The organism is Colwellia sp. PAMC 21821, assembly GCF_002077175.1.
GTDB lineage: Bacteria > Pseudomonadota > Gammaproteobacteria > Enterobacterales > Alteromonadaceae > Cognaticolwellia.
In genome coordinates, this window is record NZ_CP014943.1 from 3,666,785 (window position 1) to 3,687,812 (window position 21,028).

Genomic DNA, 21,028 nt, shown 5'->3' on the forward strand with positions numbered 1-21,028 from the left:
GTTTACGATAATACAGAAATGGTGATGTGATGAGTGTGGATTCAATAGGTTTATCGGCTGACTTACTTAAAGCGGTAAAAGCCTGCGGTTATAAAAATTTAACACCGATTCAACAAATAGCTATTCCTGTTATTCGTACCGGTGTTGATGTTTTAGCAAGTGCCCAAACAGGTACGGGTAAAACAGCTGCTTTTACTTTGCCAATTCTTGATGGCTTAGCAAAAAAAGTAAAGCCCAATATCGATGGTTTTGACACCACAACGACAGTAAAAGCCCTGATTTTGACTCCAACGCGTGAGTTAGCGGCACAAGTTGAGAAAAATGTGAAAGCTTACAGTGAGTTTTTACCTTTGCGCTCTGGTGCTATATTCGGTGGTGTAAATATGCCGCCACAAACAAAAATGCTTAAAAGTGGTGTTGATATTTTAGTCGCGACACCTGGCCGTTTAATTGAGCACCTTGAACAACGTAATTTAGATTTGTCGCAAGTACAATACCTTGTACTCGATGAAGCCGATCGCATGTTAGACATGGGATTTTACAACGATATTGAACGTATCGTAGCCATGATCAAAGCAAAGCATCAAACCTTGATGTTTTCGGCAACATTCTCAAATAAAGTTAAAACGCTCGCAAAGAAAGTGCTTAAAACACCTAAAACTATTGAAGTAGCGCGTCAAAACTCAACGTCGGGCAAAGTAAAACAGTCAGTATATTGGGTTTCTGAAACCCGTAAAGCTGAGTTGTTGTCTGAACTTATTGGCGTAAATAATTGGCAGCAAGTTTTAGTTTTTGCTGGTACTAAAGAAAGTGCAAATGTTTTAGCGAAAGAACTAAAACTCGATGGTATAAAAACCGCTTTATGTCATGGCGATAAAACCCAAGGTGCACGTAATAAAGCCCTAGAGCAATTTGTTGATGGCAGTGTTCGTGTATTAGTTGCGACCGATGTTGCTGCTCGCGGACTCGATATTGCGAACTTACCTTATGTGGTTAACTTCCATTTACCTTTCCTACCAGAAGATTATGTTCACCGTATTGGTCGTACAGGTAGAGCAGGTAAGTCAGGAACTGCGATATCATTAGTTAGCCCTAAAGATGAGCAGTTTCTTGATAATATTGAAGCCCTAATTGAGCGAAAGTTTGAGCGTATTATCGTACCGGGTTACGAGTTAGATCGTCCTTTACCGGCACATTACGACGCTAAAGAAGACGCTCCTTTGAAGAAAAGCCGTTATAAAGCGACACAAGAAAAGAATCAGTTAATTGCTCGTAAAAAAGCTGATGCTACACCTGCAGCGCAACGTAGAGCAAAAGCAAACAAGAAAAATAAAACGGTTAGTAAAACAGTAAATAAAAAACGTAAATAGTCCATTTCTTAACTTTATAAAGTCACAAGTTATTTATGTTTGATAACACTTACATCGATGTTCCATTTAACTATCGGCATCACTGCTGGTTCTGTTCAGAGCCAGCAGGACACTCTTTTACGTTTCCTCATTCAGCACATCTCGTTTTTGATTGCCCACATGACCCGCTAACTATACCCAGTTGTTTAGAGTGCGCTCGTGCGGCAAACAAGGCTGAAGTGCGTAACATTTGGCAAGTTGAGCAAAGTGTTAAAGTGTATCTCATTAAAAAATATCGCCAAGACCTAGCAATAGGACTAAATTGGACAGAAGAAGAGTTAGCTAATGCTGGCTTTGAAGGAGGCAGTTTTGCCGGCTTTCAAAAAAGTGCTTGGTTTATGTATCAAGTCGCAAAAGATAGAGTTAATTTTCGAGGTTGGCCGCTAGTGCTTGATGGTGTTGAAATTACTAACGAAGATATTGAACGAGAATTCTGCTTTGACGGGGTCAGTTACCCAAGTATTGATCAGGCAATGGAACACTATAGTCTTAATTTTAATTTAGACTTGGATTTTTTACGTCGAGTACTGGCAAAAATTGGTCCACAAAGTTTTGCAAAAGCGGTAAGGTTTTGCCGCTTGTATGTTGGTGCTACACCGAATGAAAAGTCTCATGCACTGCGAGAATTTAGCTAAAGTAATATCTCGTCATTGGCTAAGTAAAGGGTAGGTAAAGGCTGGGTAAAGGCTAGGTATTGACTAGGTAGGTCTGAGAATATAGTTTGTATTCTCAGACCTCTAAATATAATTATTATTTAATTCATTACTCAATTCTAAGCTCTAATCTAACTCTAATCTTAGCTCAACTTAACTCATTACAATTCAGAAAAAATTAACGTTGAGAAACTATACTCAACGTTTGCGGCATAGTCATTTTCTGGGAATATAACGCTTTATCTGCACGTTTAAAAAAACTTGTCGGGTTGTCAGCTCTATTCATAAAAGCTAAACCTAAACTACTGGTAACATTGTATTTTGCTAGCAAAGCATCTTGTGACATAGCATGGTAAATTCTATGTTCAATAACGGATAATGACTGCTCAGTGGCATCCGCAACAATAATCGCAAACTCATCACCACCAAAGCGGAACACACAATCTGTATCTCGAACACTTTGGCGCAATGCCTTGGCAAATTGTACTAATACATTATCACCTATGTCGTGACCGAAGCTGTCGTTAACAGCTTTAAATTTATTCAGATCACTCAATATTAATCCAACACGTGTATGTCGACGGCTTGCTTGTGCCATTGTGCGTTTTATTTGTTCGTCAAAACTTCGTCGGTTGCCTAATTGAGTTAAACTGTCTTGCATAGCCAATTGCATAGCTTGATGATACTGCACCGCATTTTTCAACGGATTCAGCAGTAATTCATGCAGTTCAGTTAATACTTTATAATTACCCATACTGATAGGCATGTTAACCGCATAGGAAATTATGCCAAAAAACTGACCATTAATTTTTAATTCAAACTGACGCTCTGACTTCGCTTGACGACTGCCTCTTGCCGTTGCACTTACTTCAACATGTTTAAAGTAAAGTCCAGTAAAATCAAGATATTTTGCTACTTCAATAGCAAAGATATCGATAAGCTGTTTTACATCTAATGTCGTTTGTAATTGCTCAAGTAAGGCCAAATTGCGTTGGCTTTGTTGCTCACTATGTTGAAATAATGTGAAGGCATTAAATTTTGATTTAGGGTGATTAACAACATTGACTGTGCGCATAGTTTTTCCCTGTTAATTTTGACGTTTTAACTTTCTGTAGTTATCTGTGGTTAACTAAAGCAAAAAGCATACCTACTATTCTATTTTTAGGGGATTTATTCATATTTAAGGTGAAAATAACTTTTTAAGCGTAAAGCGTTACAGCCTGTGAGGATAAATTAAAGCCTAATTTACTAAGTTAAGTCACCGTTTTAATGCATGTTTTTCTTTTGCTGACAGAAAATAATTTAGACAAAAGGGCCTCTAGAGGGCTACACTTATAACAGGCTATTAAGCTCAACAACCAGCCAAACTCTACCATTATCCGTTTTTCACCTTGTAAGGAATACATGTGACAAGTCACCTTGAGTTACTCGCTATATTGTCCAGCGCCGTTTTAATTGTTTGGCTGTTTCGTCGATTACAATTACCGGCCATTTTAGCTTATTTAGTAGCAGGTGTTTTGGTGGGCGATCATGGGTTGGCATTGGCTCAAGAGCATGTTGACTATGAACATTTTGCAGAGCTGGGTATTGTATTCTTACTCTTTACCCTCGGGCTCGAATTTTCACTACCCAAACTTGTTGCAATGCGGCACTTAGTATTAACGGTAGGCAGTTTACAAGTGGTTATTACACTTGTGCTGTTTATGTTAGTAGCGATGTTTTTTGGGCAAAGTTTTGCCGCAGCAATAACTATTGGCGGCATATTAGCACTGTCGTCTACCGCTATTGTTATTCGCCAATTAAGTGAAAGCGGGGGATGAAGAAAAAATCAGGGCAACTTTCTGTCGCTGTATTGTTATTTCAAGACGTAGCCGTAGTTCCACTTTTAATCGTTATACCTTTATTGGCACAGGGCGGAGACTCTTCTTTTATAATGGCATTGTTGTTCGCACTAGTTAAAGGGGTGTTTGTTGTTTCTCTTTTACTCTTTGCCGGTAAATGGCTGCTACCCAGATTATTCAACTTAGTTGCTCAAGTTAGAACTGATGAGTTGTTTGTATTAACAACACTATTGGTAACCTTAGTTGCATCAGCGTTAACGCAATGGTTTGGGCTTTCTATGGCATTAGGCGCATTTTTAGCTGGGATGATGTTAGGCGAAAGCCAATACAAACACCAACTTGAAGCCGACATTAGACCCTACCGTGATATTTTACTGGGTTTGTTTTTTGTTACTGTTGGCATGAAGCTCAATATCAGCGTTGTTTTCTCATCTCCCTTGATCATTATTTCGCTATTAGTTTGTTTTATGGTGGTAAAAGTACTGGTCGTTGTTTTATTAGCAAAGCGCGCGGGAGAGTCATCTAAAGATGCTTGGGCAGCAGGTATTATGTTGGCACAAATGGGCGAATTTGGTTTTGTTTTAATCGCGTTAGCAAGCCAAGTTGAAGTGTTACCAGAAACAACCGCATCTATTTTATTGGGAACAGGTGTGCTGAGTATGGCAATAACACCTTATATGATCAGCCATGCTCGTGGTTGGGCGCTTTGGTTAAGTCATGAAAAACAACTTGATACTCAAGCATTAGAAGAATTACCTCAAAATACAGATCTACATGATCACGTTATTATTTGTGGCTTCGGTCGTATTGGCCAAACCGTCAGCCGATTTTTAAAACAGGAGTCGATCGATTTTGTTGCCATCGATATCGACCCTTTACGCACAACAAAAGCACGAGAAGCAGGTGAAAATGTACTTTTTGGCTCTTCAAGACAGGCAGAGTTACTGCATGCCGCAAAGTTATCTAAAGCTAAATTGGTTGTTATCGCTTTTGGTGAAGACAAGCAATCACTCGATGTTATCCAAAAAGTGCGCTCCTTAGCGCCAGACGTACCTATTTTAGTTCGTACCCGTAATGATGATCAATTAGATGAATTACACGCCGCCGGTGCAAATGAGGTGGTACCTGAGAGCTTAGAAGGTAGTTTAATGCTAGTTTCACAAGTACTGTCATTATCTGGCGTGCCATTCTCTAGAATTGTTCGCCGTGTACAAAAAGAGCGAAAGAATCACTACAATCATTTACATGGATTTTTTCAAGGTGAACACACTGATATGAGCCCAGATGCAATTGATCGCATTGAATTTGCTCACGCTATTATCTTGGTAGATGACTCATTTGCTACAGGTAAATCTATAAGGTCATTAAAACTAGATGAGCGCCGTATTTTTGTTATAGCACTAAGACGTAATAATATCGAAAGTGAAGAACCTGATGTAGATACCATATTACTACCACAAGATACGTTAATTGTGCGTGGCAAGCCTAGAAGAGTAGAGCGTGCAGAGCGTTTTGTGCAAGAAGGGCATTAAGAGGGAGCTAAACTGAATTTTGCGCTAGATTTTGTCAATTAAACCTGACGTTTTTTGGCGGTAAATTCAGGCTTGGTGAGTAATCATTAATAATGATATTAGATATTAGATATTAGGTATCAGATATTAGATATTAGATATTAGGTATCAGATATTAGATATTAGATATTAGGTATCAGATATTAGATATTCAGGAATTCACGTATTTTGGTTTCTTGCTCTAGTGCATCGTTAAAGCCAAGGTTTATTAACTCTTTACAGTAATTTTTTTCAAACAACAGGTAGCTGAGTAAGCTTGATTCTGCATCATTGCTGATACCTATGCTGCGTAGTAATAATCTAATCGATATAGGCAGTTTATCGTAATATTTTACGGCAATACTGTTAAAATTGTGGCTGGGGTTTAATACATAAGATTCGATATTTTTTAAACCTGAGATGTTCTTTTTATTTTCGTCAGGGATCAGCGATAGGGTATGGTTAACTCTTTCCATACGTTCAATATCACTTTGTAAAGTATCTGAGAAAATAGAATCGAGTAAGTGACCCGCGATAGACGCTGTTGTTGGCGGATGAGGGTTATTCTCAAGCGCATGTAGAGGTTCTTTGGGTTGGTCGACACCGACGATAAATATTTTTTCTGCGCCTAAGTGTATTGCAGGGCTTAACGGCGAAAGTTGATGCACTGAACCATCACCCAAATGATGTCGTTTCACCTTTTCTGATGGAAATACTAGCGGTATAGCCGCTGATGCCATTAAGTGCTGGCTGTTTAACTGTGTCGGCTCTCCACGTCGTTTGGATCTAAACCATGGGGAAATTGACTCTTCTGATTGAAAAAAACTAATAGAATCGCCACTGGTATAACTTGATGCTGTAACCGATACCGCAGAAAGATAGCGGCGTCTTATATTTGTATCAATTCGGCTAAAGTCCACTACGGTTTCGAGCAGCTGCCTAAGCGGCGCATTATTCAATAAACTTCTTGCATTTTTATTGGCATAATCTGCTTGAAATCCTCCCAGAAAACCTCCAATTATATGACTAGATACACGTATAGGATCAGTATGATAAATTCTACATGGATCGAGGTTTTTCCATACCCATTCTAATTTTTTGACGGCTAGTTGAAAGCATGAGGCGTAACAAGCTAATGCGGTAGAGTTAATAGCACCTGCTGATGTGCCACAAATGATTGGAAAGGGCACTCCATGGCTGCGCGGCATAAACTTAGCAATTGCAGATAAAACACCAACCTGATAAGCAGCACGTGCACCGCCTCCTGTTAATACTAAGGCGTTATTACTGTTAATGTAACTGCGTTTGTTGGGCATTAATTGAACCGAATTGATTGAAATAGAAGCTTTGGCGTGATTTTAATCAGTTTTAGGCGGCATGGCTAGCTGAAATTAATCTTTCAAGAAATTCAGCTGAAAAAAAGGTCAGCAAAAGCTGACCTTTTTAATGACACAGAAATATTAACTAGTAAAACATCGAACTTACAAAAAAGTATAAACGTCTACAAGAGAATAAATGTCTAGCTGCTAACGCGTTCGTTTGCAGCGTCGATTAATGGTTGCGATCCATTTTGAATAAGTGCCAAGTTAGCTGAAACCGTTTTCTTTGGCAATTTACTAATCATCAAAGTACCTGTTTCAACCGAACCTTTAGTAGCAGCGAATTCTAACAAGTTTTTACCGTTACACATAATACCTGCAAAGATATTACGGATTTTTAATTTATTTGTCTTTAAGAATGAACGCATACGTTTTTTGTCGTCAGCGGCAACATACTCACATACACTTTGTGCAACGTTAGCAGCTTGCGCTTTCGGGGCCGAAATAATAGACGTCATTGTTAAAGTAGTAATGGTAATAACTAGTAATAATTTTTTCATTTTAATAACCTTTTATAATACAAGTAGAGTTAGTAAAAGAAAAAACCACAGGATGTACCTAATAACACGGTAACTCCGCTGTCATAGATAAAGAGTATATTTATCCTTAGACCGGTGGTTTTGCGTAACACGTTTTCGCGTGTTTTGCCTTTTCTTTGTCTATTTCAGTATCGCTAATGTAGCCATAAATTGCAACATAACTGTAACAATCTATAGGTGATAGATGAGGTTATATTCGCCGTACTGTACACATAGCAATGCATTGATGAAGACGCTGATTATTTTAAGTTATACCAAATGTAATAAGTTATTGACCAATTTTAAGCGAGGATAAATTGTTCAAGAATACATGTTTATTGTTCCAGACTAAACATAAGTACCTGCATATATGGACCCACTCCGTTTGCAAGACATTTAATCGTTATGTAAGAGAAAATCATTGCTCTCATATATCCGGCCTGTTTATGAAGGATTTTTACCTTCTGGCCCCGATGGTTGTTTGCGCTCACACTCCTCATCATCCCTCCGGCTTTTTTTATTAGCCAATGCAAGTACCAGGTTTTGTGCAAGCCAGTCTGACTATCTTACCATCCGATTAATTTATCTTTTGCAACTGAAGTAAAAGGGTTTTACTGTTATCTCATCACTGAAACCAATCTAACTTGCTTCAGTTTTGAGCTTTATTTATATAGCCGGGCGATAACTTTCCCCCTTCGCCATTATTACCCAAGCCATTCTTGCTATTTTATTCGCCACAGCAACGCATGCTTTGTTGTGTCCTCGTCGGGATTTTAACGCTTGTGCCCACAAACTAAATCGGTCAGTTTTGTTTTCACTGTGCCTTAATACTGCCCGGGCCCCGTGGATGTATAGTGTTCTTAAATAACTATTACCGCGTTTACTTATACCGAGTAAGGTGGCCTTTCCACCCGTTGAATGCTGCCCAGGAACAAGCCCAAGCCATGCCGAAAAATGTCGACCATTTACAAAGTCTTTTCCATCTCCTGCCGCTGCATAAGTAGCGCTAGCTGTGATTGCCCCAATACCTAATATTTCATCTAAGCGAACACATATTTCATTTTCTTTATTCATCGTGTTTAAGCGAACTTCACACGCTTTAAACTTCACTTCTGTGACTTGAAATTCAAGCCATAACTCATTAAATATCTCCCGACTTAAATACGTTAACTCATTTGTCGCATCCTCTAAAATATCCGGCAGTTCATTGTGAATTGCAGAAATACCTTTATTGATGACAATGCCATATTCTCCTAACAAGCCTCGTATCTGACTTGCTAATGCTTTACGTTCTTTCTTTATGCGTTCACGTTGTCGATGGAAGTTTTGAATATCTTGTTGTTCTATCGATTTAATTGGCACAAACCTCATGGTCGGGCGTTGCGCTGCCTCTGCAATACCTTCGGCATCGTTATAATCATTTTTATTGCCTTTAACGAAGGGTTTTACATATTGAGGCGCAATAAGTTTTACTTGGTGCCCCAATTCAATAAATTTTCTCGCCCAGTAGTTCGCACTGCCACAAGCTTCCATTACAATTAGGCAAGGCTCTAATGTTGCCATGAAACTCAACACTTGTTTTCTTCTTAATTGTTTCTTTTTTACAAATCGCCCATTTTTATTCACAGCAAACATGTGAAAAATTGATTTTGCAATATCTAAACCGATTGTAGTAATCTTCATTATGATCCACTCCGCTTTTATAAATGATTGTTGTCACTTTCATTTTGGCCCTAAAGAGGCCTGAAATAAAGTTGGAGTGGGTCCATACCATTATCCCTGCAGGCAAGGCGTTTGATTGATTAGGGCTTGGATGCCCGTAAGTAGAACAATGCAGGAGCTATTGTCGAGTAATAGCGGGCGTGTGTGATTGAAAACAACGCAGTTATTGACGATTTAAACCGCCTTAAAATGATCGATTATTTATTTCAATTGGTATTACTCATACTTTTATGAAAATAATTTAAATCGGTAAGCCGGTAGAGTTTGCCTACAAAATAAAAGGGGCGATCGCCCCTTAGTATATGTTTTGTTCAGTAGCAGTTTTATTCAGTAGTGAATGTAATAACCATTTGATTAATTATGCGACCAACTTTTTCATGAGGAAAAATTGATATAGTTATCATTTTAACCATTAAAAATGATCAGACAATTAATCAACTTGGTATCAACACTTTATAATTTCATTTCAGGCACATCGCCATCAACAATCAGTTCGCCTTCAGTTAATGACATTATTTCTTCAACTGAAACGCCAGGTGCACGCTCTAATAAGTAAAATTTGCCATCTTTAATCTCGATAAATGCTAGGTCGGTTAGTACTTTTTTAATACAACCTTTACCGGTTAGTGGTAGCGTACAGTTACTTAACAGCTTAGAAACGCCATGTTTTGAAGCATGGGTCATGGTCACAATAATATTGTCAGCACCGGCAACTAAATCCATCGCGCCACCCATGCCTTTAATTAACTTGCCAGGGATCATATATGAAGCAATATTACCGTTAACATCAACTTCAAATGCGCCTAAAACGGTTAAATCAACATGGCCACCGCGGATCATCGCAAATGACTCAGCTGAATCAAAAATTGATGCACCTTTTGCCATAGTTACCGTTTGTTTTCCGGCATTGATTAGGTCAGCGTCAATTTCGTCTTCAGTAGGGAACTGTCCCATACCAAGTAAACCATTTTCCGATTGCAGCATAACTTCCATACCTTCTGGAATATAGTTTGCCACTAACGTTGGAATACCTATACCTAAATTAACGTAATAGCCATCTTGTAGTTCTTGTGCAACGCGCTGTGCTAGTTGTTCTCTTGATAAAGCCATAAATTACTCCTTACTAACTGCGAATAGTGCGCTGTTCAATGCGTTTTTCGAATGTACCTAAAATTAAGCGATTAACATAAATACCAGGAGTATGAATGTGATCAGGGTCTAATTCGCCAGGTTCAACAATTTCTTCCACTTCAACAACGGTTATTTTGCCTGCAGTTGCCGCCATAGGATTAAAGTTACGTGCAGTTTTTCTAAACACTAAGTTGCCATAGCGGTCAGCTTTCCATGCTTTTACGATAGCAAAGTCACCTTTAATCGCAGGTTCTAGAATGTAATGTCTTCCGTCAAATTCACGTTCTTCTTTGCCTTCGGCGACCGGTGTTCCGTAACCTGTTGCGGTAAAGAATGCCGGAATACCCGCTCCGCCAGCACGCATTTTTTCGGCTAAGGTACCTTGAGGTGTTAATTCAACCTCTAGTTCACCGTTCATCATTTGACGTTCAAATTCGGCATTTTCACCGACATAAGAGGCAATGATTTTTTTGATTTGACGGTTAGGCAGTAAAATACCGAGACCAAAATCGTCAACACCGCAGTTGTTAGAAACAACAGTTAATCCTTTCGTGCCTTTACGTTTTATTTCGCTAATCAGGTTTTCTGGAATACCACATAAACCAAAACCACCTGCAATAACGGTCATATTGTCTTCAAGACCGGCCATTGCTTCTTCATAGCTTGACACTACTTTGTCAAATCCTGCCATTGTTTGATCCTCAATAAAAATTATTGTTTTTTGTGCTTGTTGGCTAACGCAGATAATAGGTCTTATATGCGTTAGCAAAATTATTAATAATGTTATTTAAGTACATTAACCAATTAACGCGTTATTGTGCACGATATGCCACAGATACTTTTGATATTGGCGCTTTACCTAATTTGTCGCTAATAAACCAACCAGCGTTAAGTAACTTGTTGAAATCAATATTGGTTGTTATGCCTAAACCGTTAAGCATATACAATACGTCTTCAGTCGCAACATTACCTGATGCGCCCTTAGCATATGGGCAACCACCCAGTCCTGCAATAGCACTATCGACTACCTTTACGCCAGCTTGTAACGCCGCGTAAATATTCGTTAACGCTTGACCATAGGTATCATGGAAGTGTACGGCCAACTTTTCAACCGGTACCTTAGTACTAACCGCCTGTAACATTTTTGTTACGCTTGCCGGTGTACCAACACCAATAGTGTCGCCAAGTGATATTTCGTAACAACCCATTTTGTATAACTTTTCGGCAACTTTTGCGACTTGCTCTGGCGCAATATCACCATCGTAAGGGCAGCCCACCACACAAGAAACATAACCTCGGACGGGAATATTTGCGGCTTTGGCCGCCTGCATTATCGGCTCAAAGCGTTGCAAGCTTTCTTCAATTGAGCAATTGATATTCTTTTGGCTGAACGCTTCTGAAGCTGCGCCAAAAATAGCCACTTCATTCGCATTAACGGCCATGGCGGCTTCAAAGCCTTTCATGTTAGGCGTTAGTGCGGCGTAAGTAACACCTGTTTTGCGTTTAATACCGTTAAACACATCGCTCGACGTTGCCATTTGTGGCACCCATTTAGGGGAGACAAAACTGCCACTTTCAATGTAGCTAACCCCAGCATCGGCGAGTTGCTCAATTAACGCTATTTTATCTTCAGCGCTAATTTGCACTTTTTCATTTTGCAGGCCATCACGTGGGCCAACTTCAACTATTTTTACTGACGTTGGCAACGCAATAGGTAACGAAGCTGCTAGTGAAGGAGTAAATACATCAGTCATTATGCGTCCTCAGGGGTGAAAGCGACTAATTCAGCGCCACCGTCAACCATTTCGCCATCGTTATAATAAATAGCATCTACCACACCATTACTCGGCGCGCGAATAGTATGCTCCATCTTCATCGCTTCCATGATCATCAAGGGTTGGTCTGCTATAACGCTGTCGCCCGCTTTAATTAATACTGACACCATAGTGCCGTTCATTGGTGCTACTAGGCCACCATGGCTATCGTCACCGGTATTGTCGCCACAGTCAGGTAAAATATGCGTAAAGTTAAAGACACCATTTTGATGATAAAGACTAATTTGGTTAGCATTTTGTGCAATAGTTGCATGGCTGCGGTAACCATCGATACTGGCGTACAAGGTATCGTTTTCAATTCGACCTTGGCAATCAACGGTTTGACCATCAACGGTAATTAAATAGTAACTACCGCTGCCTTGGCGTTTTTGCTCGACGACAATGGGGTATTCGGTGCCGTTATGGGCTAAAACGATATGATGAATGTTCGCTTCATTTAAACGCCATGCATTAGTCATATTCCAAGGTGAAAATGGGTCGTTAGTTTTAGCCGCTTTTACTTGCGCTTGTTGTGCTTGCGATAACACTAAATAAAGCGCTGCCATTGGCAATTCACCGGCAAGTGCTTGCTCATTTTCATGGAAAATAATCGCTTGGTTTTTCTCTATAAAACCCGTGTCAATATCCGCATTTACAAAAGGCGCACTAGTGGCTAAATTATATAGAAAGTCGATATTGGTCGTAACACCACTAATGCGATATTCTGATAAAGCTTTGGCTAAACGTTGTAAGGCTTTTTCACGGTTTTCATCCCACACAATTAATTTTGCAATCATAGGATCGTAAAACACGCTCACTTCATCACCTTGACGAACACCGGTATCTACTCGGACAAATTCACTTTCAAGCGGTGGTTGTAAAAAATCTAGTGTACCCGTAGCAGGTAAAAAGTCGTTGTTTGGATCTTCAGCATAAATACGTGCTTCAAAAGCATGACCGTTGATTTTTAGTTCGTGTTGAGCTTTAGGTAATATTTCGCCAGCGGCTACACGCAGTTGCCATTCAACTAAGTCTTGGCCAGTAATTAATTCTGTAACTGGATGTTCTACTTGTAAGCGAGTATTCATTTCCATAAAGTAAAATGAACCGTCGATATCAAGTAAGAATTCAACCGTACCAGCGCCTTGATAACCAATAGCTTGGGCTGATTTTATTGCAGACTCACCCATTTGAGCGCGTAATTCTTCGCTCATGCTAAAGGCAGGGGCTTCTTCTATTACTTTTTGATGACGACGTTGTACAGAACAGTCGCGTTCGAACAGATAAACTGCGTTTTGATGATTATCACAAAATACTTGAATTTCAACATGGCGTGGTTGCGTTAAGTATTTTTCAACCAGCATAGTATCATCACCAAATGATGATTTAGCTTCGCGTTTAGCGGCCGCAAAGCCTTCAGAAAACTCGCTTTCGTTCCAAACTTGGCGCATACCTTTACCACCGCCACCAGCCGTCGCTTTAAGTAGCACTGGATAACCCATGTCATCAGCAGCTTTTTTAATGACTGCTTCAGATTGGTCGTCACCATGATAGCCCGGCACTAAAGGTACGTTCGCTTTTTCCATGATGTTTTTAGCCGCAGACTTAGAGCCCATAGCTTCAATGGCAGCAACCGGTGGGCCAATAAAAGTAATACCTTCTTTAGCACACATACGACAAAAATCAGCATTTTCAGAAAGGAAACCGTAACCCGGATGAATAGCTTGGGCGCCAGTGCGCTTGGCGGCTTCAATGACTTTTTCTGATAATAAGTAACTTTCACGCGAAGGTGAACCACCAATGTGAATAGCTTCATCTGCCATATTAACGTGCAGAGAGTCAGCGTCAGCATCAGAATAAACTGCGACGGTTAATATACCCATTTTACGGGCAGTTTTAATAACACGACAGGCGATTTCACCACGGTTAGCAATTAGTATTTTAGTAAACATGAATATTATCCTTCGCCTTTATTTGTTGATGTTGTTGGCTCTGCTGAACTGTTTGGCGTTGCTAAGTTGATTGGCTTAGCTTGCCAAGCAGGTTGGCGTTTTTCAAAAAATGCCGTTAGGCCTTCTTGGCCTTCTGAAGAAACGCGAATGGCGGCAATACGTTCGCTGGTGTCTTTAATTAATGTCTCGTCAATATCTTGGTAGGCAACATCGAGTGCTAACTGTTTTGCTTGTCGCACCGCTAACGGGCCATTAGCTAATAAGGTATTTACCATGGTCGCAACGGCGGAATCTAACTCTGTTAACGCATAAACTTCATCGACCAAACCCAATTGTTGTGCTTTTTCAGCAAAAAATCGTTCAGCAGTTTGAAAATAACGTCGACTCGCTTTTTGACCAATCGCATTAACCACATAAGGGCTAATAGTTGCTGGAATTAAACCAAGTTTAACTTCACTCAAACAAAAGCTCGCTTTTTCGCTGGCCAGCACAATATCGCAACAACTGGCTAAGCCTACTGCGCCGCCAAAAGCTGCACCTTGCACTTTAGCAATGGTAGGTTGTGGTAAAAAATTGAGGTTTTTTAACATTTGCGCTAGGGCGTTTGCATCCGACAAGTTCTCTTCGTAAGAATAAGAAGCCATACGCTGCATCCAGCCTAAATCTGCACCAGCAGAAAAGCTTTTGCCCGTTGACGCTAGCACCATGACATTAATGTCATCGCACAGTGCTATTTCTTTAAATAGTTGGTTTAGCGCATAAATAATGCTGTCATCAAAGGCGTTGTGCTTATCAGGATTATTTAATGTCACGGTTGCTACGCCACGGCTGTCAACGTCGAACAATACTTGTTCGCTAGGGCTTTTTATATTGTTATGTGAAAACATTTTCAATTACCCCCTTACATTCTAAATAGACCAAATTTGGTCTCTTTAATCACTTTATTTAATGAAGCTGAAATAGCTAACCCTAGTACTTGACGAGTTTCAGCCGGGTCGATAACACCGTCATCCCATAAACGCGCAGAAGCGTAATATGGATGACCTTGACGTTCGTAGTCATCAATAATCGGTTGCTTGAAGTTTGCTTCTTCTTCGGCGCTCCACTGCTCGCCAAGTTTATCTTTTTGATCGCGTTTAACTTGCGCTAATACGCCTGCTGCCTGCTCGCCACCCATTACTGATATGCGAGAGTTTGGCCACATAAATAGGAAACGTGGGTCATAAGCGCGGCCACACATACCGTAGTTACCTGCACCGAAACTACCTCCAATTAAAATGGTAAACTTAGGCACTTGCGCAGTAGCAACAGCCGTTACCATTTTCGCGCCGTGTTTTGCTATGCCGCCAGCCTCGTATTGTTTTCCGACCATAAAACCAGTAATGTTTTGTAAAAATACCAGAGGAATTTTTCGTTGTGCACAAAGCTCGATAAAGTGAGCACCTTTTTGTGCAGACTCACCAAATAAAATCCCATTATTGGCGACAATGCCTACTTGATAGCCGTAGATACGAGCAAAACCACAAACTAAGGTTGTGCCGTAAAGTGCTTTAAACTCATCAAATTCACTGCCATCAACCACACGGGCGATAATTTCTCGTACGTCGAATGGCTGGCGAGAGTCTTTTGGTACTATGCCGTAAACTTCTTCCATAGCATATGCAGGTTCAACCACTTCTTTAATCGCCATTTGTACGGGTTTAACACGGTTTAAGTTACCAATAGCACTGCGGGCAATTTCTAAAGCATGGTGGTCATTTTGCGCCATGTGATCAGCAACACCTGAAGTACGACAATGCACATCAGCGCCACCTAAATCTTCAGCACTCACCACTTCACCGGTGGCCGCTTTAACTAATGGCGGGCCTGCAAGGAAAATAGTGCCTTGTTCTTTAACGATAATAGATTCATCAGCCATGGCAGGAACATAAGCGCCACCTGCGGTACATGAACCCATAACCACGGCAATTTGCGGAATACTTTGTGCTGACATATTGGCTTGATTGAAGAAAATACGACCAAAATGTTCTTTATCAGGGAAAACGTCATCTTGGTTAGGTAAGTTTGCACCGCCTGAATCTACTAAGTAGATACAAGGTAAATTGTTTTCTTGTGCGATGGTTTGCGCGCGTAAATGTTTTTTAACGGTTAACGGGAAATACGTGCCGCCTTTAACCGTTGCGTCGTTGGCAACAATAATACATTCTTGGCCACCAACACGGCCAATGCCGGTAATAATGCCAGCAGCAGGGACGTTATCGTCGTAAACTTCATAAGCGGCTAATTGTGATAATTCAAGAAAGGCAGAGCCTGGGTCGAGTAGGGCATATACGCGATCTCTAGGCAATAATTTACCCCGTGATAAATGACGTTCGCGACTGCGTTCGCCGCCACCCAATTTTATTTCTTCGAGTTTGACTTTTAAGTCATCAACTTGCACTTGCATATGCGCAGCGTTTTCGATGAACTCAGGGCTGCGGGGATTAATTTTCGATATTATCTTAGCCACGTTATAACCTTCTTTTTGTTAATCTTGTGCTTCGTTAGCGTGTTTCTATTTAACAGAGCATATTGATATTGTTGTCGATGCACTAATGTTTAAAATTTACATTTAATTTGATGCTCAACGTAATGAGCGTTCAATAGCAATAGTCACTGGTTTAGCCTATCTTGCTTGGTTTAGCCTGTTGTAACTCTGTTTAATCTGCTTTTAAAGCCAATGGCGTGAGTATTAAAATCACGCGCATTGGCGATTAGGAAAAGTTAAATTAAACTGATTCGTTGAACAACTCGCGGCCAATTAGCATACGACGAATTTCTGATGTGCCGGCGCCAATTTCATACAACTTAGCATCACGTAATAAACGTCCCGCTGGAAATTCATTTATGTAACCGTTACCACCGAGTAACTGAATCGCGTCTAACGCCATTTTAGTCGCCAGTTCGGCAGAATATAAAATAACGCCTGCAGCATCCTTACGCGTTGTTTCGCCGCGATCAGCTGCCATTGCACATAAATAAGCATAAGATTTTGCTGCATTCATTTGCGTGTACATGTCGGCAATTTTGCCTTGAATTAATTGAAATTCACCAATGGCTTGACCAAATTGTTTTCTGTCGTGAATGTAAGGTACAACTAAGTCCATACAAGCATCCATAATGCCTAGCGGGCCGCCGGTTAATACTAAACGCTCGTAATCTAGGCCAGACATGAGTACGCGCACGCCTTTGCCTTCTTCACCTAAAATGTTTTCAGCAGGTACTTCACAATCTTGGAAAACTAATTCACAAGTATTAGAGCCACGCATACCTAATTTATCGAGTTTTTGATGACGAGAAAAACCTGGATAGTCACGTTCAACGATAAAGGCGGTAATACCTTTAGAACCAGCACTGGTATCAGTTTTGGCATAAATGATAAAAACATGAGCGTCAGGACCGTTAGTGATCCACATTTTGTTGCCGTTAAGAATATACTTATCACCTTGTTTTTTAGCGGTAAGTTTCATGCTGACAACGTCTGAACCGGCATTAGGTTCAGACATTGCTAAGGCACCAATATGTTCACCGGTACAAAGTTTTGGTAAATACTTTTCTTTTTGTTCATGGCTACCATTTTTGTTTAATTGGTTTAAACAAAGATTAGACATAGCACCGTAACTTAGGCCAACAGAGGCAGAAGCACGTGAAATTTCTTGCATCGCAACCATGTGCTCTAAATAGCCTAAACCAGAACCACCGTATTGTTCATCTACAGTCATGCCCAATAAACCTAAATCGCCAAACTTGCGCCATAAATCCATCGGAAATTCATTGTCTTTATCGATTTGTTCTGCGCGAGGAGCAATTTCGTCACGAGCAAAAGCGTTCACCGAGGTGCGGATCATGTCAACGGTTTCACCCAAGTTAAAATTCATTGATGAGAATGTAGAAATCATAGTAGGTCCTTTAATAATTGTTTGTCGTGTTAACGCGTTTACTGTTGGCGTTAGCTGTTACTTTAATTTGTGTTTTTTTATCGTGCTTTATTTATTTATCTATCGAAGCGAGCGCATTTTGACAGTTGCTTTCTAAGCCTGTTAATTCAATTAATACAGCTTGAATGTCTTCTAGCTGTTGGTTTAAATCATTTTTCTTGTTCGAGATTAAATCCATAATTGTATTTAGCTGCGTTACACTCGATTTATCGGCATCGTAAAGCTCAAATAAGCGACCTGTTTCAGCTAATGAAAAACCTAAGCGTTTACCACGTAGAATTAACTTTAGTCGAACTCTGTCTCTTTGGTTGTAAATTCTTGTTTGTCCTTTGCGAGTAGGAGTGATCAAACCTTGGTCTTCGTAAAAACGGATACTGCGGGTGGTAATATCAAACTCTCTCGCTAACTCACCAATAGCGTAGGTGACTGGGGTAATATCGCTCATTTTTATTGCTCGAAGTTAATGTGTATTTTAGCTATACGATACCTTACAACAAGTTTACGTTAACGTAAAGTGCGAGGCGTGAGTAAGCTATGCAATACGACATTTATTATTGCTAATATTAGTTAGGTTTTATGCGCGTGTTGTAAAGAATGCTTGGCGAATTTGCAATCAGAGGCAAAGATAACACTAAAGGACTACGATCTTTACGTTGGCGTAAAGCTGTAATTGCGGTAATCTGTTGCGCAATTATTATCGATTAATAGCTACATTTATCGAATTACACTTTTCGGAGAGCCACATGTCTACTCAAGATCCTATCGTTATCGTTGCAGCAAAACGTACCCCTATGGGCGGTTTTATGGGCGGTTTATCTGCAGTTAGTGCTACCACATTAGGTGCAACAGCTATTCGTGGTGCTATGGCAGCCGCTAATTTATCTAATGATCAAGTCGATGAAGTGATCATGGGTTGTGTTTTACCTGCCGGTTTAAAACAAGCACCTGCCCGTCAAGCGGCATTAGAAGCTGACTTAGACTTGTCTACGACTTGTACTACGATTAACAAAGTTTGTGGCTCAGGTATGAAAGCGGCTATGCAGGCACATGATGCTTTATTAGCAGGTTCTATTGATGTTGCTATTGCGGGCGGCATGGAAAGTATGACGAATGCGCCGCATTTATTACCCAGTGGTAGAGCTGGTATTAAAATGGGTCACGGTCAAGTCCTTGATCATATGATGACTGACGGTCTAGAAAATGCTTACGACGGTGTTGCTATGGGGTGTTTCGCACAAGCTACTGCCGATGAGTCAGCATTTACTCGTGAAGACATGGATGCTTATGCTATTCGCTCTTTAGAACGCGCAAATGCTGCGATTGCAGATGGTGCTTTCGTTAATGAAATATCACCAGTAACCATTAAATCTCGCCGTGGTGACTCAGTATTCGACATTGATGAACAACCGGGTAATGCGCGTCCTGATAAAATTCCTAGCTTGCGCCCAGCATTTAAAAAAGACGGTACAATTACTGCTGCTAACTCAAGCTCTATTTCTGATGGCGCAGCCGCATTAGTGATGATGAAATTGTCAGAAGCACAAAAGCGTGGTTTAACGCCATTATGTAAAATTGTTGCTCACGCTATGCACGCGCAAAAGCCAGCAGAATTTACCGTAGCACCGGTTGGCGCTATGAAAAAAGTTTTAGAAAAAGCTAATTGGACAACAGCAGATGTAGATTTGTTTGAAATCAACGAAGCCTTTGCCATGGTAACTATGCTAGGTATTAAAGCGTTAGACTTAGATGTTGCGAAAGTAAACGTTAACGGCGGCGCTTGTGCTTTAGGTCACCCGTTAGGCGCTAGTGGCGCACGTATTATGGTGACATTAATTCATGCCCTGAAAAACAGAGGTTTAAGCAAAGGTCTTGCTTCTTTATGTATTGGCGGCGGCGAAGCAACAGCGATTGCTATTGAAATGATGTAACCACTCAGGTTATACCAAGTTGATAAATGGTATTACTTAAAAAGCCCACTTATTTGTGGGCTTTTTTGATTTTAGTGTTTACTCAAGCATATTTTTATATGGCTAGGCGATATTAATATGAGCTAACGAAATCAAAGTAATTCAAATAAAAAGAAATACTTAGTAACACTTATCTGAATGAAATATATTGAACTACTAACGTAATATTGAGTATAAAGTGTGGGTATATCAATCACTGAAAATTAAAATAATAAACAGGGTAAGTTATGACATTAAAAAATATTCACATAACGGTATTAGCTGTGCTTACGTGTTTCCTCACTCAAAATGTTTGGGCTGACAGCTTAGCCGACTTACAACAAGCTTTGGCAAAGCTCAACGGTAGTGAGCCTGTCACAGGTGTATTAGACGTTTCATTTTCTGAGTCTAGAGGTGAGGGAAAAGATAAAAAATTAAAAACTGGCGCAATTAAATCAACATTGTCTGAGAGTATTGAAGGCTTAGATATCCGTTATTCTAAGGACGTACTATTACAAATAGCAGAAGAAAATCGCCTTAAGTTGGCCGATGAAGAAGCTGATACGCCGGCGTTAAATGGCGCAGAAATTTTATCAGCGTCATCATTAATCCCAATCCTTTCATCGGCACAGCCAATTTTAGATGCTATCTCAAAGGGGGAGCTTAGAGGGGAGACCCGCATTGAGTATTTTGATCAACAGGTACGTGTTTTGGACTTTGAGTTACCGCTCGAAAGTTTTATTGATGATAAAAAAACGCGGGTTATGTCAATAAGTTTAAAGGGAGTTACCAGGTATTGATTGATGATGAAGGTGTTCCTATTGAAACTCGCCTAACGTATTCAGGAAAAGGCAGTGCTTATATCTTTTTCTCTATGTCTGCAGAAAGTCAGATTACTTCACAATTTCAAATTAAAGGCACTCGTTTAGTGAGAGTTAATAAAACGATCGAGTCGAACTCAACGTCTACGTTTAACGACCGCACTTATAGTGGTCGATGGCAGTTGGCGCTGCAGTAATATATTAACGATCACTTATGTAAGTTTTGGGCTCTTGAAAAACCTAATTTCAATAGCCCTGATTGTCTGATGTTTTAAATAGAGTGAAATTAGTGCCATATATTTGGCCTCTATTTAA

The 21,028-nt window shown here is 40.2% G+C and carries 17 protein-coding genes, 1 pseudogene and 1 riboswitch; of the genes and pseudogenes, 6 read left to right on the forward strand and 12 right to left on the reverse strand.

The genetic code is table 11. The features are described 5' to 3' along the window. Positions 1-29 precede the first annotated feature (29 nt). Both A3Q33_RS15530 and A3Q33_RS15535 read left to right on the forward strand, forming a co-directional pair. Positions 30-1,370 carry a DEAD/DEAH box helicase gene (locus A3Q33_RS15530; RefSeq protein ID WP_081180727.1) on the forward strand — a complete coding sequence of 447 codons (1,341 nt, stop codon included), beginning with the start codon at positions 30-32 and terminating at the stop codon, positions 1,368-1,370. 35 nt (positions 1,371-1,405) lie between these two features. Continuing rightward, complete coding sequence (locus A3Q33_RS15535; RefSeq protein WP_081180728.1) at positions 1,406-2,044, forward strand: hypothetical protein; 639 nt, start codon at positions 1,406-1,408, stop codon at positions 2,042-2,044. 196 nt (positions 2,045-2,240) lie between these two features. Here A3Q33_RS15535 and A3Q33_RS15540 read toward each other — a convergent pair whose 3' ends face one another. Next, the gene (locus A3Q33_RS15540) at positions 2,241-3,137 is read right to left on the reverse strand and encodes a GGDEF domain-containing protein (RefSeq protein WP_081180729.1); all 897 of its coding nucleotides are present in this window, start codon (positions 3,135-3,137) and stop codon (positions 2,241-2,243) included. A gap of 331 nt (positions 3,138-3,468) precedes the next feature. Between A3Q33_RS15540 and A3Q33_RS15545 the strand changes: the two are divergent. Then, positions 3,469-5,435: pseudogene (locus A3Q33_RS15545) on the forward strand (monovalent cation:proton antiporter family protein). A gap of 182 nt (positions 5,436-5,617) precedes the next feature. Here the strand turns inward: A3Q33_RS15545 and A3Q33_RS15550 are convergent. From A3Q33_RS15550 to A3Q33_RS15600, 11 genes are all read right to left on the reverse strand, one after another. Next, the gene (locus tag A3Q33_RS15550; RefSeq protein ID WP_081180730.1) at positions 5,618-6,769 is read right to left on the reverse strand and encodes a patatin-like phospholipase family protein; all 1,152 of its coding nucleotides are present in this window, start codon (positions 6,767-6,769) and stop codon (positions 5,618-5,620) included. A 203-nt stretch (positions 6,770-6,972) separates the two neighbouring features. After that, positions 6,973-7,332: a DUF3718 domain-containing protein gene (locus A3Q33_RS15555; RefSeq protein WP_081180731.1), complete on the reverse strand. Its 360-nt coding sequence runs from the start codon at positions 7,330-7,332 to the stop codon at positions 6,973-6,975. A gap of 65 nt (positions 7,333-7,397) precedes the next feature. Further along, a riboswitch (cyclic di-GMP riboswitch) is annotated at positions 7,398-7,491 on the reverse strand. A 525-nt stretch (positions 7,492-8,016) separates the two neighbouring features. Next, positions 8,017-9,033 carry an IS110 family RNA-guided transposase gene (locus tag A3Q33_RS15560; protein WP_081178562.1) on the reverse strand — a complete coding sequence of 339 codons (1,017 nt, stop codon included), beginning with the start codon at positions 9,031-9,033 and terminating at the stop codon, positions 8,017-8,019. A 492-nt stretch (positions 9,034-9,525) separates the two neighbouring features. After that, positions 9,526-10,182, reverse strand: a complete 657-nt coding sequence (locus tag A3Q33_RS15565) for a 3-oxoacid CoA-transferase subunit B (protein ID WP_081180732.1) — start codon at positions 10,180-10,182, stop codon at positions 9,526-9,528. A gap of 13 nt (positions 10,183-10,195) precedes the next feature. Continuing rightward, positions 10,196-10,894: a CoA transferase subunit A gene (locus A3Q33_RS15570; protein ID WP_081180733.1), complete on the reverse strand. Its 699-nt coding sequence runs from the start codon at positions 10,892-10,894 to the stop codon at positions 10,196-10,198. 121 nt (positions 10,895-11,015) lie between these two features. Then, complete coding sequence (locus A3Q33_RS15575) at positions 11,016-11,957, reverse strand: hydroxymethylglutaryl-CoA lyase (RefSeq protein ID WP_286160893.1); 942 nt, start codon at positions 11,955-11,957, stop codon at positions 11,016-11,018. Continuing rightward, positions 11,957-13,969, reverse strand: a complete 2,013-nt coding sequence (locus tag A3Q33_RS15580; protein ID WP_081180734.1) for an acetyl/propionyl/methylcrotonyl-CoA carboxylase subunit alpha — start codon at positions 13,967-13,969, stop codon at positions 11,957-11,959. Before A3Q33_RS15580 ends, A3Q33_RS15575 begins: the two co-directional genes overlap by 1 nt. A gap of 5 nt (positions 13,970-13,974) precedes the next feature. Continuing rightward, positions 13,975-14,856, reverse strand: a complete 882-nt coding sequence (locus tag A3Q33_RS15585; protein WP_081180735.1) for an enoyl-CoA hydratase/isomerase family protein — start codon at positions 14,854-14,856, stop codon at positions 13,975-13,977. Between the two features lie 14 nt (positions 14,857-14,870). Then, entirely contained in the window at positions 14,871-16,478 is a 1,608-nt protein-coding gene (locus A3Q33_RS15590) for a carboxyl transferase domain-containing protein (protein WP_081180736.1), read from the reverse strand. A 259-nt stretch (positions 16,479-16,737) separates the two neighbouring features. Further along, positions 16,738-17,907: an isovaleryl-CoA dehydrogenase gene (locus A3Q33_RS15595; RefSeq protein ID WP_081180737.1), complete on the reverse strand. Its 1,170-nt coding sequence runs from the start codon at positions 17,905-17,907 to the stop codon at positions 16,738-16,740. 91 nt (positions 17,908-17,998) lie between these two features. Beyond that, entirely contained in the window at positions 17,999-18,391 is a 393-nt protein-coding gene (locus A3Q33_RS15600; protein WP_081180738.1) for a MerR family transcriptional regulator, read from the reverse strand. 298 nt (positions 18,392-18,689) lie between these two features. Between A3Q33_RS15600 and A3Q33_RS15605 the strand changes: the two genes are divergently transcribed. From A3Q33_RS15605 to A3Q33_RS15615, 3 genes are all read left to right on the forward strand, one after another. Beyond that, positions 18,690-19,874, forward strand: coding sequence for an acetyl-CoA C-acyltransferase (locus A3Q33_RS15605; RefSeq protein WP_081180739.1), 1,185 nt, complete (start codon positions 18,690-18,692; stop codon positions 19,872-19,874). A gap of 266 nt (positions 19,875-20,140) precedes the next feature. Beyond that, a complete protein-coding gene (locus A3Q33_RS15610) occupies positions 20,141-20,692 on the forward strand; it encodes a hypothetical protein (protein ID WP_081180740.1) in 552 nt (183 codons plus the stop codon). After that, the gene (locus tag A3Q33_RS15615; RefSeq protein ID WP_081180741.1) at positions 20,689-20,910 is read left to right on the forward strand and encodes a hypothetical protein; all 222 of its coding nucleotides are present in this window, start codon (positions 20,689-20,691) and stop codon (positions 20,908-20,910) included. Before A3Q33_RS15610 ends, A3Q33_RS15615 begins: the two co-directional genes overlap by 4 nt. Positions 20,911-21,028: the final 118 nt, after the last annotated feature.